At 60.4% G+C, this 12,617-nt stretch carries 10 protein-coding genes and 1 pseudogene; 3 read left to right on the forward strand and 8 right to left on the reverse strand.

Annotation, left to right across the window (positions count from 1 at the left end):
* Positions 1-308 precede the first annotated feature (308 nt).
* On the forward strand, positions 309-3,188 hold the full coding sequence (locus tag IAE36_RS09050) for a ribonucleoside-diphosphate reductase subunit alpha (protein WP_201211933.1): 2,880 nt from the start codon (positions 309-311) through the stop codon (positions 3,186-3,188).
* 249 nt (positions 3,189-3,437) lie between these two features.
* Positions 3,438-4,688, forward strand: coding sequence for a ribonucleotide-diphosphate reductase subunit beta (locus IAE36_RS09055; RefSeq protein WP_028634571.1), 1,251 nt, complete (start codon positions 3,438-3,440; stop codon positions 4,686-4,688).
* A 74-nt stretch (positions 4,689-4,762) separates the two neighbouring features.
* Here the strand turns inward: IAE36_RS09055 and IAE36_RS09060 are convergent, their stop codons facing one another.
* From IAE36_RS09060 to IAE36_RS09090, 7 genes and pseudogenes are all read right to left on the reverse strand, one after another.
* Positions 4,763-5,659 (reverse strand): LysR family transcriptional regulator, encoded by an 897-nt coding sequence (locus tag IAE36_RS09060; RefSeq protein ID WP_201211935.1) that lies wholly within the window; start codon positions 5,657-5,659, stop codon positions 4,763-4,765.
* Between the two features lie 50 nt (positions 5,660-5,709).
* Positions 5,710-6,615 (reverse strand): annotated as a pseudogene (locus tag IAE36_RS09065) (pyridoxamine 5'-phosphate oxidase family protein); the annotation flags it as partial.
* A 28-nt stretch (positions 6,616-6,643) separates the two neighbouring features.
* A complete protein-coding gene (locus IAE36_RS09070; protein WP_201211939.1) occupies positions 6,644-7,273 on the reverse strand; it encodes a glutathione S-transferase family protein in 630 nt (209 codons plus the stop codon).
* A gap of 138 nt (positions 7,274-7,411) precedes the next feature.
* A complete protein-coding gene (locus IAE36_RS09075; RefSeq protein ID WP_060482114.1) occupies positions 7,412-7,699 on the reverse strand; it encodes a type II toxin-antitoxin system RelE family toxin in 288 nt (95 codons plus the stop codon).
* Positions 7,689-7,928, reverse strand: a complete 240-nt coding sequence (locus IAE36_RS09080; protein ID WP_060482115.1) for a type II toxin-antitoxin system RelB/DinJ family antitoxin — start codon at positions 7,926-7,928, stop codon at positions 7,689-7,691. Before IAE36_RS09080 ends, IAE36_RS09075 begins: the two co-directional genes overlap by 11 nt.
* 189 nt (positions 7,929-8,117) lie before the next feature.
* Positions 8,118-8,846, reverse strand: a complete 729-nt coding sequence (locus IAE36_RS09085; protein WP_201211942.1) for an SDR family oxidoreductase — start codon at positions 8,844-8,846, stop codon at positions 8,118-8,120.
* Positions 8,847-9,021: 175 nt separating this feature from the next.
* Complete coding sequence (locus IAE36_RS09090) at positions 9,022-10,020, reverse strand: LacI family DNA-binding transcriptional regulator (RefSeq protein ID WP_028634563.1); 999 nt, start codon at positions 10,018-10,020, stop codon at positions 9,022-9,024.
* A gap of 196 nt (positions 10,021-10,216) precedes the next feature.
* Between IAE36_RS09090 and IAE36_RS09095 the strand changes: the two genes are divergently transcribed.
* Entirely contained in the window at positions 10,217-11,854 is a 1,638-nt protein-coding gene (locus IAE36_RS09095; protein WP_201211944.1) for an FGGY-family carbohydrate kinase, read from the forward strand.
* Positions 11,855-11,863: 9 nt separating this feature from the next.
* Here IAE36_RS09095 and IAE36_RS09100 read toward each other — a convergent pair whose 3' ends face one another.
* Complete coding sequence (locus tag IAE36_RS09100; protein WP_201211945.1) at positions 11,864-12,415, reverse strand: UPF0149 family protein; 552 nt, start codon at positions 12,413-12,415, stop codon at positions 11,864-11,866.
* Positions 12,416-12,617 lie beyond the last annotated feature (202 nt).

The following is a 12,617-nucleotide window of genomic DNA, read 5'->3' on the forward strand; positions in this document are numbered from 1 at the left end:
TCAGCAGCCAAACCGCTCCTGCGGAGGCGACCGAGGCAAGCCCTTCCAGGGCCTTGTTCGGGCACGGGTGCAACAGGCCAGGCCTGCCACCTGTGAGCAACAGTTTTTGGGCCCAGCCCAGAACCTTTGACTTCGGCCAGGGAGCGGCGAGCCATTGCCCTAATTCCTGAGTCTGTCCCGAAGTCGGTACGCCCGCGCGGGCGGATGCGTTCGTTTTGCGCATCCCCCAGGGCAATCGAGCAAGTGGACGGAACGGTGGGCGCCCAGAAGGCGCCTGATCAATATAGAAACTGTGGAGACACCCACCCATGCAAACCGACACGACTCGCGAGAACCCGCAGGCCAAGGCCCCGCAGGTTGCCGATTCCAACCAGGATCTGGCCGCCACTGCACCTGGCCAACTGCGCGTGATCAAGCGTAACGGTACCGTCGTCGCCTACACCGACGACAAGATCACCGTGGCCATCACCAAGGCGTTCCTCGCAGTTGAAGGCGGCACCGCCGCCGCCTCGTCGCGCATTCACGACACCGTCGCGCGCCTGACCGAGCAGGTCACCGCGACGTTCAAGCGCCGCATGCCATCGGGTGGCACCATTCACATCGAGGAAATCCAGGACCAGGTCGAACTGGCCCTGATGCGCGCAGGCGAGCAGAAAGTCGCCCGCGACTACGTGATCTACCGCGACCAGCGCGCCAAGGAGCGCGCCACCCGCGCCAACGTCGAAAGCGTGATCGAGGCGCACCCGACCATTCGCATCACTCTGGCTGACGGCAGCAAGGCCCCGCTGGACATGGCGCGCCTGAACACCATCATCAGCGAAGCCTGCGAAGGCCTGGCCGAGGTCGACGGCGACCTGATCCAGCGCGAAACCCTGAAAAACCTGTACGACGGCGTGGCCCTCAAGGACGTCAACACCGCTTTGGTGATGACCGCCCGTACCCTGGTCGAGCGTGAGCCGAACTATTCGTTCGTTACCGCCCGCCTGCTGATGGACACCCTGCGCGCCGAAGGCCTGGGCTTCCTGAACGTGGCCGACAGCGCCACCCACCACGAAATGGCAGACCTGTACGCCGAGGCCCTGCCGGCCTACGTGGCCAAGGGTGTGGAGTTCGAGCTGCTGGACCCTGCGCTCAAAGGTTACGACCTGGAGCGCCTGGGCAAGGCCATCGACCACGAGCGTGACCAGCAATTTACCTACCTGGGCCTGCAGACCCTGTACGACCGCTACTTCATCCACAAGGATGGCGTACGCTTCGAACTGCCTCAGGTGTTCTTCATGCGTGTGGCCATGGGCCTGGCGCTGGAAGAGAAGGACAAGGAAGCCCGCGCGATCGAGTTCTACAACCTGTTGTCGTCCTTCGACTACATGGCCTCGACGCCTACCCTGTTCAACGCCGGCACCCTGCGCCCACAGCTGTCCAGCTGCTACCTGACCACCGTGCCGGATGACCTGTCGGGCATCTACCACGCGATCCACGACAACGCCATGCTGTCCAAATTCGCCGGTGGCCTGGGCAACGACTGGACCCCGGTGCGTGCACTGGGCTCCTACATCAAGGGCACCAACGGCAAGTCCCAGGGCGTCGTACCCTTCCTGAAAGTGGTCAACGACACCGCCGTTGCAGTGAACCAGGGCGGCAAGCGCAAGGGCGCGGTATGTGCCTATCTGGAAACCTGGCACCTGGACATCGAAGAGTTCATCGAGCTGCGCAAGAACACCGGTGATGACCGCCGTCGTACCCACGACATGAACACCGCCAACTGGATCCCGGACCTGTTCATGAAGCGCGTCTTCGATGACGGCAAGTGGACCCTGTTCTCGCCTTCGGAAGTGCCAGACCTGCACGACCTGACCGGCAAGGCCTTCGAAGAGCGTTACGAGTACTACGAAGCCCTGACCGAATACAACAAGATCAAGGTGTTCAAGACCATCCAGGCCAAAGACCTGTGGCGCAAGATGCTGTCGATGCTGTTCGAAACCGGCCACCCTTGGCTGACCTTCAAGGACCCTTGCAACCTGCGCTCGCCGCAGCAGCACGTGGGCGTGGTACACAGCTCCAACCTGTGCACCGAGATCACCTTGAACACCAACAAGGATGAGATCGCCGTCTGCAACCTGGGCTCGATCAACCTGCCGAACCACATCACCGACGGCAAGCTGGACACCGCCAAGCTGCAACGCACCGTGAACACGGCTGTGCGCATGCTCGACAACGTCATCGACATCAACTACTACTCGGTGCCACAAGCGCGCAACTCCAACTTCAAGCACCGCCCCGTTGGCCTGGGCATCATGGGCTTCCAGGATGCGCTGTACCTGCAGCACATTCCGTACGGCTCCGATGCTGCCGTCGAGTTTGCCGACAAGTCGATGGAAGCGGTCAGCTACTTCGCCATCCAGGCCTCCTGTGACCTGGCCGACGAGCGCGGCGCCTACGAGACGTTCCAGGGTTCGCTGTGGTCCAAGGGCATTCTGCCGCTGGATTCGCAACAGATCCTGATCGAAGCCCGTGGCCAGAAGTACATCGACGTCAACCTGGAAGAAACCCTGGATTGGGCGCCGGTGCGCGAGCGCGTGCAAAAAGGTATTCGTAACTCGAACATCATGGCCATCGCGCCGACCGCAACCATCGCCAACATCACTGGCGTGTCGCAGTCCATCGAGCCGACCTACCAGAACCTGTACGTGAAGTCGAACCTGTCGGGCGAGTTCACCGTGATCAACCCGTACCTGGTGCGCGACCTGAAAGCCCGCGGCCTGTGGGATGCGGTCATGATCAACGACCTGAAGTACTACGACGGTTCGGTGCAGCAGATCGAGCGTATCCCGCAAGAGCTGAAAGACCTGTACGCCACCGCCTTCGAAGTCGAGACCAAGTGGATCGTCGATGCCGCCTCCCGTCGCCAGAAGTGGATCGACCAGGCCCAGTCGCTGAACCTGTACATCGCCGGCGCTTCGGGCAAGAAACTGGACGTGACCTACCGCATGGCCTGGTACCGTGGCCTGAAAACCACCTACTACCTCCGTGCCCTGGCCGCGACCAGCACCGAGAAGTCGACCATCAACACCGGCAAGCTCAACGCCGTGTCCAGCGGTGGCGACAGCGCCCCTGCCCAGGCCGCCGGCCCGGCACCTGTGCCAAAGGCCTGCGCGATCGACGAGCCGGACTGCGAAGCCTGCCAGTAAGGCTTGGCTGAGGCTTCCCTTGGGAAGCCTCTTTTCCGTGTAGCCACACGGCCCCCTGTGGGAGGCCGGCCTTGCCGCCGCCTGCCCAACAGCCAGACACAACAGGCCTGGGCGCCAATGCCTGGGCCAGCCCGACCAAGGGCAATCAGATTTGCGTGCACTGCAGTACCCCCTTTGGGGGCCAAAGCATCGCAACCACGATCCACCGGCCATACTCCATAGATGGCCCTCAAGCAGGAGAACCTCACCATGCTGAGCTGGGACGAATTCGACAAAGAAGACGGCGAAGTAGCCGCCAAAGGCAACACCCCTGCGCAGGCCACTGCCGCTGCCACCCTCGACAAGCTGGACAGCGCCGGCGGTGCCGCCGCCCTGGAAGCCCGTGCCGCCACCGCTGCTGATTCCGAAGCCGTGAAGCGCGCCAAGGCCGCCCTCGACGCCCTCGACATCGCCGAAGGCCTGGCTGAGCTGGAAGGCTCGTCGGCCCGCGTCGCTGTTGACGAAAAGCGCATGATCAACTGCCGCGCCGACCTCAACCAGTTGGTACCGTTCAAGTATGACTGGGCCTGGCAGAAGTACCTGGATGGCTGCGCCAACCACTGGATGCCGCAAGAGGTCAACATGACCGCCGACATCGCACTGTGGAAGAGCATGGACGGCCTGACCGAAGACGAGCGCCGCATCGTCATGCGCAACCTCGGCTTCTTCTCCACCGCCGACTCGCTGGTCGCCAACAACCTGGCCCTGGCCGTGTACCGCCTGATCACCAACCCGGAATGCCGCCAGTACATCCTGCGCCAGGCATTCGAAGAGGCGATCCACACCCACGCCTACCAGTACTGCATCGAATCGCTGGGCATGGATGAGGGCGAGATCTTCAACATGTACCACGAAATCCCGTCGGTCGCTAAAAAAGCCGCCTGGGGCCTGAAGTACACCCGCGCCATCTCCGACCCGGAATTCAACACTGGCACCGTAGAAACCGACAAGGAGCTGCTGCGCAACCTGATCGCCTACTACTGCGTGCTGGAAGGCATCTTCTTCTACTGCGGCTTCACCCAGATTCTGTCCATGGGCCGCCGCAACAAGATGACCGGCGTGGCCGAGCAGTTCCAGTACATCCTGCGTGACGAATCGATGCACCTGAACTTCGGCATCGATGTGATCAACCAGATCAAGATCGAGAACCCGCACCTGTGGGACGCGGCGATGAAGGAAGAAGCGACCCAGATGATCCTGCAAGGGACCCAGCTGGAGATCGAATACGCCCGCGACACCATGCCTCGCGGCGTGCTGGGCATGAACGCGGCAATGATGGAGGACTACCTCAAGTTCATCGCCAACCGTCGCCTGACCCAGATTGGCCTGAAAGAAGAATACCCAGGCACGACCAACCCGTTCCCGTGGATGAGCGAGATCATGGACTTGAAGAAAGAGAAGAACTTCTTCGAGACGCGCGTGATCGAGTATCAGACCGGTGGGGCGTTGAGCTGGGATTGATTGCCCAGGCTGAACATCAGGAAGGCTGCCAATTGGCAGCCTTTTTTACGAACGCAATTTGCCTCCCAACGTTTTCAGTCCAACCGCTGCATCCGCAGCTCGTGCGCAAGCATGTCAATGAAGGCCCTGACCTTGGCCGAACCATACTTGCTCTCCCTGTGCAGCACATGAATCGGCCAGGGGGCCTCCTCGTATTCGGCCAGAATCACCTGCAACTGGCCGCTGGCCAACTCGTCTGCGACCTGATACGACAACAGCCGTGCAATCCCCAACCCACCGACGGCCGCCGCAATAGCCCCATCATTGCTGGTGACCATCAGCCGCGGCTTCATGCGCACCAGGGTGGGCTCATCGGTGACCCCGAAGCGCCAGCCGGCCCTCGGGGAAAGGTTGGTGGTGCCGATCACGGCATGGTCGGACAAATCCGAGGGATGCCGTGGGGTGCCGTGGCGCGACAGGTACCCGGGCGAAGCGCACAACATGCGCCGCACCTGGCCCACGCGCAACGCCCTGAGCCCGGAGTCGGGTAATGGGCCGATGCGCACGGCCACATCCATGCCCTCCTCCACCATGTTCACCACCCGGTCGAGGAAGTAGGCAGACACATCCACCTGCGGGTAGTGCTGCAGGTAGCGCACGATACAGGGCATGACGAATTTCTTGCCGAACAGGCTCGGCGCGGTCACCGCCAGTTCCCCTTTAGGGTTGGCGTTGATGCCGGCAGCGGCTTCGTTGGCCTCATGGAGGCTGGCCAGGATATGCCGTACGTCCTCCAGGTAGCGGCTGCCGGCTTCGGTCAGGCGCACGCTGCGCGTGGTACGCAGCAGCAGTTTGACCCCGAGCTGTTGTTCCAGGGCGCTGACCGCACGGGTGACGGCAGCCGGGGAGATATCCAGGCGGCGGGCGGCGGCGGCAAAGCTTTCCAGCTCACCGACTGCGACAAACACCTTCATCAGGTGGATCTGGTCCATTCAGGCTCCAAAGGCTCGAGGTAGCGGTAGCAGGGTACAGCGCGGGCTTACTCCTTGAGGGCCCAGCGCAGGGAAACAGCAGCTGGGCGCCACACGACCTGCTCCACACGCAGCGTCCATAACCGCTGTGCGCCTTCAAACAGTTGAACCGCGGGGCTTTCCAGCAGTACCTCGGCGTGCCCGCTTAGCTGCAGCACGCTGCCGCTGGTGAAATCAATGAACAGCAAACCGGCCAGCGGGTTCAGCAGCAGGTTGCCCAGCGTGTTGAAGTGCAGGTTGCCAGCATAGTCCGGGATGGTCAGAACATTGCCTTCTACCTTGATGAACCCCGGCCTGCCGCCACGGTGAGACACATCAACCGAGCGCTTGCCGTCGTCATGCTCCACGTAGCTGGCAACAAAGAAAGTATCGGCAGCCTGGATCAATGGTCGGGTGGCCGCGTTCAGGGTGGTTGCTTTCTCACCCCGCTGGGCGGGCGCATCGACGCGCCTGTAGTCACGCGGCTGAATGTAGCGCGGGCAGTTTCCAAAGGATTGCTCCACTGTGACCTGCAACTGGCCTGACGCCGAGTGACGGATCTGCCCATTGAGACGGTTACGTCGACGCGTGTGCAGTTCGATACCCAGCAACCCAATGGCCTGCCCAGGCCGCAACCCGGGGGTAGCGGGGTCATCCACTGATAACCCGGCGTCGATGGTCAGTTGTTGGGGGCTCGGAGAACGGATAAACCCTTCCGGCCCTTCAAGCAGGGTTGCCCAAGGGCGACCCTGGGCATCCACACTGGCCGCCACCAGGAACGGCAGTTGCTGGAAAAAGCTGCGGTGCTGCTCGGGCATGTGGTCACGAATAACCTTTTGCCCGACCGCCTCCATGCGCGCCGCTACCCCGGCCATTTCCTGCAGGCTTTTCTCGCCCGCATGCCAAGGTGAGGCGCGGTGGTGCTGAGGCTGTTCCATAACGGCGCTCCTCGTGAGGGCGGGGGTGTCAGGCGCTGGTCTGCAGCCCGATGACGGTGCGCGGCATGGGCACGAAACCAGGCAACCCTTCGATGCGCGCCAGCCAGTTACGCACGTTGATGTAAGGCTCCAGCGATACGTTGCCCTCAGGGGCATGGGCAATGTAGGAGTAGTTGGCCACGTCAGCGATGGTGGGCGTATCACCCGCGAGGAAGGGTGCTTTGCCCAACTCGGCGTCCATTACCTTGAGCAGGGTGTGGGCGCGGGCGATCACTTCGTCGGTGTTGAACGAGGCCCCGAATACGGTAACCAGCCGGGCCGCAGCAGGGCCAAACGCCAACGGCCCGGCCGCGACCGACAGCCAGCGCTGCACACGTGCAGCCGCCGCAGGGGCCTCCGGCAACCAGGCCCCTTCGCCGTATTGCTTGGCCAGGTAGACCAGGATGGCGTTGGAGTCAGCGATCACAGTGCCATTATCCTCAATGACCGGCACCTGCCCGAACGGGTTGAGTGCCAGGAAATCCGGCTGCTTGTGTGCCCCCTTTGCCAAGTCGACAAGCACCTGTTCGGTTGGCAGCCCAAGGAGAGAGAGCATGAGTTCGATACGGTGGGCGTGGCCAGACTTGGGGAAGTTGTAAAGCTTGATGGGGCGAGGCATGGCTGGAACTCCAGGTCAGCACCGGGGTGGGCTGGTGGAGCACATGCTGCACTGGATCACAACGCAGAGGAATCAGTGTGCGGGGTAATCCATAATTTCGTGCTGTGGAATAATTGAGTCGGGGGATTGGCTCTGAGCCTAGACAAGCCGCTCGGCGGCTTTTTTATATGCCTGATCTCGTTCACGTTGATCGACGGCCACAACAAAAACCACGATCTCTTGGTCTATGACCTGATAGACCATTCTATATCCGCTGCTGCGGAGCTTTATCTTGTAACAATCTGGCAGAGAGTGAAGGCGATTTGCCTCGATTCGAGGGTTGGACAGAACCTCGATCAATTTCTTTTTGAATTGCTGACGTACTGTATCACCCAGCTTTCTCCACTCCTTCAATGCGCGGGAGTCGAAGTCAAGACTATAGGTCATCCAGGCGAACCCTCACGCGCTGCGCGGAAGCAATCCGCTCCCTAACGGTTGCAATGAGATCCTCATCATCCTCGGTCATCAGGACGGGCCGGAAGGGCAATGAGCCTCGTTCTGCAACGTACTGCAGGGCCTGGCGCATGAGTTCTGATGGGGTGACACCAAGACGCTCAAGCTCTTTATAGGCACGGGCCTTAAGTTCGTCGTCAATGCGGATGTTGATGGAAGCCAAGAGTCAGCCCTTTAGTAAAGACATTTGTCATTACGATGCACCTATTCACTTCAACACGCAATAGCGGTTTGTCTGGTGATCATGGCCATTACGCTTCAGAGGCCCCAGAAAGCGGGTAATACTAAAAGGCGCCATGGGCGCCTTGATCAATTAGGGGAGAGGTAGGGTTTAGCATCTAGCCCCAATCTGCTACATATCAAACGCCGAAGGCAGCACCACCATGTCGCGGATGGTCACGTTGCGAGGGCGCGTGAGCATGTACATGACGGCATCGGCCACCACACAGGGTTCTATGAGGCTGCCAAGGGCCAGGGCTTTCTGCAGGTTTTCTGCCGGCCAGTCAGCGAGCAAGGCGCTGTTGACGGGGCCGGGGGACACGGCCGCTACCCTGATACCTTGGTCTTTGACCTGGCGGCGCAAGGTTTGTACGAAGCAGTTCACGGCCCACTTCGACGCCGAGTACACAGGCTCCCAAGGGACAGGGAAATGCCCGGCGACCGAGCCTGTGACGATGATGTCGCCGGTGCCTTTGGCGACCATGTGTGGCAGCACAGCGTTGATGTTCTTCATGACCGCGTTGACGTTGAGGTTGAGCATGCGGTCGATGGCAAGGGGGTCGGCCTCGGTGAAGTTGCCACCCAGGTAGCTGCCTGCGTTGGCATAGAAAATATCCAACCCGCCTGCCTGATCCACAATCCCTTTGAGCAGATTGCCACAGCTGTCGTTGTCCAGTAGGTCGATCACCAACGGTGTCGCCTGCGGCCCAAGCCGCTCACATGCGAGCCCAAGGGCGGTTTCATCCCGGTCTATCAAGACCACGTGGGCCCCCGCCAGTGTCATTGCTTCTGCGGTGGCCAAGCCGATGCCAGAGGCGGCACCCGTGATTGCTGCAACCTTCCCTTCCAGTTGATAGGACATATTCAGCTCCTGCTTGCCTTCGTGAGGCATGTTGTAATTGTTTGGGCAGAAATGTTCACGTCTACATTTTTGGCCGTTCAGCCTTGTCACGGAGCTGAATCTAGAGGCGTGATGAGCAGAATGTCAACGTCTACATTTGTAAGCGAATACGTTGATGCTGACTCGGGCTGCCGCCTCAGCTATGCAACGTGCCTTGGATTGTGAGGTCTGCCTGGGTGCGATCGGGCTCGTCTATGGCTTTGAACAACATGCCAATGGCGCCCGCGCCGGCTTCGTAGCTACTGTGGCTGACACACGCAATGGGCTCGCCATATAGTTCGGCGTACGGAACTTGATCGATGCTGAACAGCTGGATGTCCGCCCTCGACAGCCCTTGCCTGCGCAGCGCTTCCAAAGCGCCCAGGGTCATCAGGTTGTTCAGCCCGAAGATGACCTGAGGCCGCGCTCCGCCTTGCAGGTAGGCAGCGGTCCGGTCGCATGCAGGCGCCTGTGTGTAGTCACCCTCAAGCACATCGAGGGTAACTGGATCTGAACATTCCTCTACCGCCTTGCGGATCCCGGCAAGGCGGGCCTGGGTGATGGCCGAGCGCGCGGGGCCACCTACCACGAGCACGTGGCGATGACCTTGGGCAAGCACCGCCCGCATCCCCCGCAAACCGCTTTCTTCATTATCCAGGTATACGCCGGCGAACGTGGCATCGTGCAGCTTCCTGTCGATCTGCACTACCGGTATGGCGGCCTGCTCCAACTTGGGGAGGTAGGCTGGGCAATAATCTTCAGCGTCTGAAACCACTGACAGAATAATGCCTGCCACCTGGTAGCTGAGCAGCGTGTCGACTGCCTTTTCCTCAAGCGCCGGGGAGCCATCTGTGTCGAAAAGCATCAAGGTGTAGTCCCGACGTTTGGCTTCGCGGGTAATGGCTTTGATGATTTCGCCATAAAAGGGATTGTCCAGGCTGGCGGTAACCAGGCCGATCAACCGGCTTTCCTGGTTTTTCAGGCTGCGGGCAAATGCATTGGGCACGTAATTGAGCTCGCGGGCCACTTCAAGAATATGCGCCAGGGTCGACTTCTTGACTTTCTCCGGCTGGTTGAGCGCTCGCGATACGGTGACGGTCGTCATGTTCACGCGTTTGGCGATATCAGTGATCGTAGCTTTACCAGGTTTGGCCATGTCGTATCAGCATCAGGAGGCGGTGCGTCGAGGGTACACGCAACATTGTCAGGTGAAAAATGCCGTGCTAGCTTTATTTCAATGTTGACGTTTACATTACCTGCCGATTTGACCCATCTCTAATCCTGGGTCTTCACACCAGGCCCAAAATGTAGACGTCAACATGAGCCAATAAAAACAACCAAAGGATGTGCTCATGAACTATGTAGTTGGGGTAGACATCGGTACGCAGAGTACCAAGGCACTGCTGATTTCAACTCAAGGGGCGATCGTTGCTCAGGCCTCCGTGGGCTACCAGGTCGAGCAGCCAGAACTACTCTGGGCGCAGCAATGGCCTGATGTGTGGCTGAAGGCGGTTTACCAGGCGGTCGCCAATGCCGTCGCCAGCAGCAGCATCCAGCCGAACGATATCAAAGCCATCTGCGTCAGCAGCCTGTACGGCGGGTCGGGCATACCGGTGGACACAGCGATGATGCCACTGCACCCGTGCCTCATCTGGATGGACCGCCGAGCCACGACAGAAGCTGACTGGGTTCGGCAGAATATCGACCTGGCCTACCTTCACGATACGACCGGCAATGGTGTGGACAGTTACTACGGCTACACGAAGATGCTGTGGATCAAGCGCAACAGGCCAGACGTGTGGGCCAGGACGCATTATCTGCTGCCACCTAATAGCTATGTGCAGTATCACTTGAGCGGGTGTGTGGCCGTAGACCACAGTTCGGCAGGCAATATCGGTGGCGTGTACGACATCAAGCAACGCACCTGGTCAGTTCCCCTACTCGAGCGCCTGGGGATCGACCCCCAGCTCATGCCGCAGCGTCTGGTCGACTCAGGTGAAGTCATTGGTGAACTGCTGCCTTCACCTGCCCGGCTGATGGGGCTTAGCCCTGGTATCCCAGTCGTGGCTGGTGGCGTGGACGCGGCGATGGCAACGCTCGCAGCCGGCGTGCTGACCCCGGGCAATCATGTGGCGATGCTTGGGACCAGCATGTGCTGGGGCTTCGTCAATCGCCGCACAGATGCACAACTGGGGCTTATCAGCATGCCCTACGTGCACAAGCCGGCCGATTACCTTTACATCTTCGGCGGCGCCATCACGGCGGGGGCTTCGATCAGTTGGTTTCGGGAGCAATTCTGTACACGGGAAAAACACGCGGCCGCCATGGGCGTTGGCGTGGACGTGCACCAGTTGATGGAGGACGAAGCAGGCAAAACCCCGCCGGGGGCAGACGGCTTGGTGTTCCTGCCCTATATGATGGGTGAACGCAGCCCCATCTGGGACGCCCAGGCCAGCGGCGCTTATGTAGGCCTGTCGTTGTACCACACCAGAGCGCACCTCTATCGTGCAGTACTGGAAGGGCTGGGCTATGCCCTGCGCCATAATATCGAGCGCGGTCGCCAGGGCGCCGAGCGCCTGGACCCGGAGTTGATCGTGGTAGGGGGCGCCGCAGCCTCCGACCTCTGGATGCAGATCATTGCCGATATAACCGGGTATCCGGTGCTTACCATCGAGCAAGCCGTAGAAGCACCGCTGGGCGCGGCCATGCTGGCAGCGCTGGCCACGGGCGACATTGACGACCTGGCCAACGTGCGTGGGTGGCGCACCCTTGAACGACGCGCCACGCCCAACCCTCGCACCCAGGCGTTATACGATCAGCTGTTCTCGGTCTATTGCGACCTGTATCCAGCGTTGAAGCCCAGTATGCACCGGCTGGCAGGGTTGCCGCCTACTGCGGATGCGCCGCTCAAGATACCCACGTCGCTGAATAGCCCGCCCTCCCCGCCTGCAGTTGAGGGCACCAGCGCCTACCTGCAACCGTCGGGCTAAGGTTTCAGCTCACCTTGCCGAATGCTGAAACGCATAGAGTTTGCGCACGGCATCGATCACCTGAGGCACGCATGCCTGGATATCCTGCTCGGACATCTGATCGAGCAGTTCAATGTTATCTTCCAGGCCGTGCAGCGAAATAGCCCTCAGCAGTGGGTCTTGCGCGGCGGGCAGTGCAGGCCATGCGGCAACCTGAGTGCCGCGCATATAACCGAAACACCACTCTTCCATCACCGTGACAGGCCCCTGTTCGCTTTCGGTTTCTTCGAACAACGGCACGAAGTGGTCGACGTCTTCCTCCAACTGCTCCGCCACCTGGCTGGCATAGCGCAGCATCAGGGCCGTGTAGGCCTCCTCATGGGCCGGCTTCTTGAACTTCGGCACGCTGCCACCGGCTACGGCAGGCAACCACTCCCCGGGCTGCACAGTAGACGGTGAGCTGGCCAATGCGGTGAAGAAGCCATTGAGCTCCGCGAGGTTGAGTACGGAGTAATCGTTACCGTAGGTGATCAGCAAGTCTTCGAGGCGGTCGAGCTCTTTATCAGTGAGCGTGGGTAGCATGTACAGGCATCCTGGGAAGTGGAACGTGGGGGCACACTAACATAGCTGTTTCGGAAGGGGGTGTAGCAACTCCGCATCTGATATGCCTGCCCCTGTATAGAAGCCCGGATTCTGTGCCCACCACGCAGTCGGCATTAGATTTTAAAGCGCTACAAAGACAAAACCCCTACCTGCCTGCGCAGATAGGGGTTTTGCGAAATGA

This window comes from Pseudomonas sp. S36, from assembly GCF_016647875.1.
Lineage (GTDB): Bacteria > Pseudomonadota > Gammaproteobacteria > Pseudomonadales > Pseudomonadaceae > Aquipseudomonas > Aquipseudomonas parafulva.

What these genes read in the sequence shown, in the direction of transcription:
- IAE36_RS09085 (WP_201211942.1), bottom strand. Translation starts at nt 8,846, where the DNA reads ATGTCCTATCAACTGGAAGGGAAGGTTGCAGCAATCACGGGTGCCGCC.
- IAE36_RS09090 (WP_028634563.1), bottom strand. Translation starts at nt 10,020, where the DNA reads ATGGCCAAACCTGGTAAAGCTACGATCACTGATATCGCCAAACGCGTG.
- IAE36_RS09100 (WP_201211945.1), bottom strand. Translation starts at nt 12,415, where the DNA reads ATGCTACCCACGCTCACTGATAAAGAGCTCGACCGCCTCGAAGACTTG.
- IAE36_RS09055 (WP_028634571.1), top strand. Translation starts at nt 3,438, where the DNA reads ATGCTGAGCTGGGACGAATTCGACAAAGAAGACGGCGAAGTAGCCGCC.
- IAE36_RS09070 (WP_201211939.1), bottom strand. Translation starts at nt 7,273, where the DNA reads ATGCCTCGCCCCATCAAGCTTTACAACTTCCCCAAGTCTGGCCACGCC.
- IAE36_RS09050 (WP_201211933.1), top strand. Translation starts at nt 309, where the DNA reads ATGCAAACCGACACGACTCGCGAGAACCCGCAGGCCAAGGCCCCGCAG.
- IAE36_RS09060 (WP_201211935.1), bottom strand. Translation starts at nt 5,659, where the DNA reads ATGGACCAGATCCACCTGATGAAGGTGTTTGTCGCAGTCGGTGAGCTG.
- IAE36_RS09075 (WP_060482114.1), bottom strand. Translation starts at nt 7,699, where the DNA reads ATGACCTATAGTCTTGACTTCGACTCCCGCGCATTGAAGGAGTGGAGA.
- IAE36_RS09095 (WP_201211944.1), top strand. Translation starts at nt 10,217, where the DNA reads ATGAACTATGTAGTTGGGGTAGACATCGGTACGCAGAGTACCAAGGCA.